Annotated in this window: 4 protein-coding genes, 1 tRNA gene and 1 rRNA gene; 2 read left to right on the top strand and 4 right to left on the bottom strand. The window is 50.2% G+C overall.

The genetic code is table 11. The features are described 5' to 3' along the window. Positions 1-8: 8 nt before the first annotated feature. Positions 9-85 (bottom strand) — tRNA-Met (locus tag RT52_RS11290). A gap of 139 nt (positions 86-224) precedes the next feature. Between RT52_RS11290 and RT52_RS11285 the strand changes: the two genes are divergently transcribed. Continuing rightward, entirely contained in the window at positions 225-1,007 is a 783-nt protein-coding gene (locus RT52_RS11285) for a sporulation protein (protein WP_034808379.1), read from the top strand. Here RT52_RS11285 and RT52_RS11280 read toward each other — a convergent pair. After that, entirely contained in the window at positions 1,002-1,634 is a 633-nt protein-coding gene (locus RT52_RS11280; protein ID WP_034817421.1) for a uridine kinase family protein, read from the bottom strand. The genes RT52_RS11285 and RT52_RS11280 overlap by 6 nt on opposite strands. 51 nt (positions 1,635-1,685) lie before the next feature. On the opposite strand from RT52_RS11280, the gene RT52_RS11275 reads away from it, so the two are divergent. Continuing rightward, positions 1,686-2,063, top strand: a complete 378-nt coding sequence (locus RT52_RS11275) for an HIT family protein (protein ID WP_034817416.1) — start codon at positions 1,686-1,688, stop codon at positions 2,061-2,063. 10 nt (positions 2,064-2,073) lie between these two features. Here the strand turns inward: RT52_RS11275 and RT52_RS11270 are convergent, their stop codons facing one another. Then, complete coding sequence (locus RT52_RS11270) at positions 2,074-3,012, bottom strand: hypothetical protein (RefSeq protein ID WP_034817413.1); 939 nt, start codon at positions 3,010-3,012, stop codon at positions 2,074-2,076. 136 nt (positions 3,013-3,148) lie between these two features. Next, a 5S ribosomal RNA gene (gene rrf / locus RT52_RS16045) occupies positions 3,149-3,246 on the bottom strand; the annotation flags it as partial.

Here is a 3,246-nt window from a genome sequence, read left to right as displayed (position 1 = left end):
ATAAAAATTGGTTGCGGGGGCCGGATTTGAACCGACGACCTTCGGGTTATGAGCCCGACGAGCTACCAGACTGCTCCACCCCGCGATGGTTTGAATTGTTTCGACATCCTCTATAATAAGTGAAGTAGTTATATAATGCAACCTTTTTCTTCATGTTTTTTCAGAATTGGAATCGGGAACATTTATAAGAGTGCAATTTATAAAAGAAAAGGAGCGCGACCGTCATGTCGAAATGGGGCAATCGCTTTAAAAAATGGTTCTTTTCCGAGCTCGATGCGTCCGTCTATTTCCATACTGTCCCGTTCATCCCGAACGAGACCGTCCACGGCACGTTACGTGTCGCGAACACGACGACACACGTCGTCCGACTAAAAGAGTTGACGCTCAATTTCCTGACGACGTTCAAAGACATCACGCTCGAAGGAAACGAGTTCAATCGTGAAGCCGACATTCAAGAAGTGCCAATCAGTTTATCGGCCGTTCTCGAACCGGGCGCCGAAGAGCATATCCCGTTCACGTTCGATTTGACGATGTACGCCCCTTCGACTGCCGGCGCGCCTTACAGTGTCGAAGCGACCGTTTGGGACACCGATGGGAAACGGGTCTGGTTCGATGTCATCGAGAAAGTCGAAGTCGAGCCGCTCCCTGCCTTAAAACGTTTACTTGAGGCGACTGAGCACGCTGGTCTCGAGCTCATGTTCACCCGTAACGTGATCGACCCGATTGGCGAGGAGCGGCCGTATCCGTTTGTCGAGAAGTATGGTTTTAAGCCGATCGGCGACTGGGCTGACGAGTTCGAGGTCGTTAAATCATTTTGGCGCATCGATGAAGATGGGGTCGACGTCTATTATTGGCTCGATAATATCGAGAAACAACGAACGCTCGATTCCATCGCCAACGATGTCACGATGCGCCATCGCTCGCTCACGTGGGAACAGCTCGAACGTGAGCAAGACAGACTCGGCCTCGGCATCCAAGAGACGTTACGCAGCCACCGTTCTTCATGAGCGGTGGTTTTCAATCTTCCATACATCGTTACTCGTCGAGACGATTGTTTGAAACTTCTCGCGCTGCGGATGCATGAACAGGTCGTATTGGAGCCGACGCTCGTCGTGTGACGCCTTTAAATACGCCAGGTCCATTCCCCGTTGTTGCACGTCGCGTACAGAACGTCGCGCAAACTCGGTGTCACTGTCCGTATATAGGTATACCGTTATGTCCCACCAGTCAGCAGCGAGAAACGCGACGCTCATGCCTTCGATGATCGTGATCCGTTTTGCCGGATCAATCCACGTTCGTTCAAGGTATGGGACGTCAATCGTGAAGAAACCGATGCCTTCACGTACCATGCGGACGTCACGCTCTAGCGATAATAGATGGTGTGCGGACGGATGACAGGCCGTCATCTTATAGTGATGCGCCTGTCCATCGACCGTGTAATCGAGCATGGCACTCTTTCGTAACATCGAGTCCGTGATATATGGGTCGGTATTGATGTAGTTCACGTCCCCGAGGCGCTCACGTAGCGCATCTGCGAATATCGTCTTCCCAGCACCCCCGTGTCCTGAGATGGCGATCATCGTGCGCTCCTCTCGTTCGGCCTGGGCAACTATCCTATCAATCAATTCATTCATAATGCTCCCCCTTTTGGTACACTTCATATAGAAAGGAAGTGTACCAAGTCCATGTCAACTTGTCCATTTTGTCATCCACAGCTAGATCCATCCCAGACGATTGTCGCCGAGAATGAGACATGCTACTTCTTGATGCACGAACGTGAACAAGACGTGCTTGTCGGCTCTGGCGTCATCGTCCCGAAACAGCATCGCGCAACAACGTTCGAGCTTACACCTTTAGAGTGGAACGATACATATGCGTTACTTCACGAAGCGAAGTCATTCCTCGAGGAGACGTATGGTCCTGACGGTTATACGCTTGGCTGGAATGTCGGAACGGCATCAAACCAGACCGTGCCACATGCGCACCTACACGTCATCCCTCGTTACGCCAACGGACCGCACGCCGGGAAAGGGTTACGCCATTGGTTAAAGCGACCTGAATAAGTGAAGCAGCTCATCGCATGACGATGAGCTGCTTTCGTTTGTTTTCAGTCTCCTCACGTCGCCGTTCTAAACGTTCGACTTGTCGCATCATGCGTTCGATGAGTTTTTCGATTTCACGATCGAGGCCATTCACCTTATCAAGTGACTCATTAATTCGTCCATGCATCGTCCATTCGGAGAAGATGTCATCGAGGAAATAGTCCGCGAACTGAATGAGCGATCCACGTTCAATGTGTAAGCCGCTGACGACTTCTTTCACGTCATCGAGTTCCCGCGAGAAGCGTTCAAGCGCGGATTGAAGTTCATGCATCGTTCGTTCAGAGGCGTCAATGGCATCATGTTTCATCGCTGTCGCAATCAACCCACCGCCGAAAAACGTGTCATACGTCGACCACCCTTTCGCGCTGTCGAGATGTTTAAGCGTCTTCGCGATCGCTGCACGAGCCGACCGTCCTGCAACAATAGCTTCATTGTATTCAATTAACGCCTCACTCGTATCTGCCTGGTCGTTTGTGAGACGATACAACGTTTCTCTAACGTCGGGATCTTGTTTTAGCCGGGCTTCTTTCGCTTCCAAAAATCGTTCCCATTCCGTATCGATGTCTCTATACGCTTCAAACGTCTCACGAAGATCGCGGCGTTCGAGCTCCAACTCATCAATCATCTTCTCATGTTCTCGTAACTTCAATTCGGCCCGGGCTGCCTCTTCCAATTCAATTGTTTTTTGTTCATTGAACGTCCCGCGAAACTTTCGCCACGTATTAACGAGCGAGAACGACTCTAAATCATACACGTCACGCTGTTCTTTCGTGAAGGAGTTTAGCAATTGCTTTCGCACCGTTTCATGTTCGGCAATTTGTTTATCAAGTGTTTTCAACTTGCGAGCGAGTCGATCTCGTTCAGAGAGACGCTGTTGCAAATCAAGTTGTTGTTGATGAAAATCGGTCATGTTAGGTTCTCCTTTCGCTTGCTTTGAGGCCTTCGTTCTATCGGTCTCTTATCTGTACGAAAGAATGTCTCGAAAGTTTCAGTCTAAACGACAAAAAAAGGACGATCGAGCATTTGCTCAATCGTCCTTTGCGCTGGCCTAGCAACGTCCTATCCTCACAGGGGGAAACCCCCAACTACTTTCGGCGCTGAAGTACTTAACTTCCGTGTTCGGCATGGGAACGGGTGTGACCAC

It is taken from the genome of Exiguobacterium alkaliphilum 12/1 (assembly GCF_000714435.1).
GTDB lineage: Bacteria > Bacillota > Bacilli > Exiguobacteriales > Exiguobacteriaceae > Exiguobacterium > Exiguobacterium alkaliphilum.
This window is presented reverse-complemented; position numbering and strand designations above follow the sequence as displayed.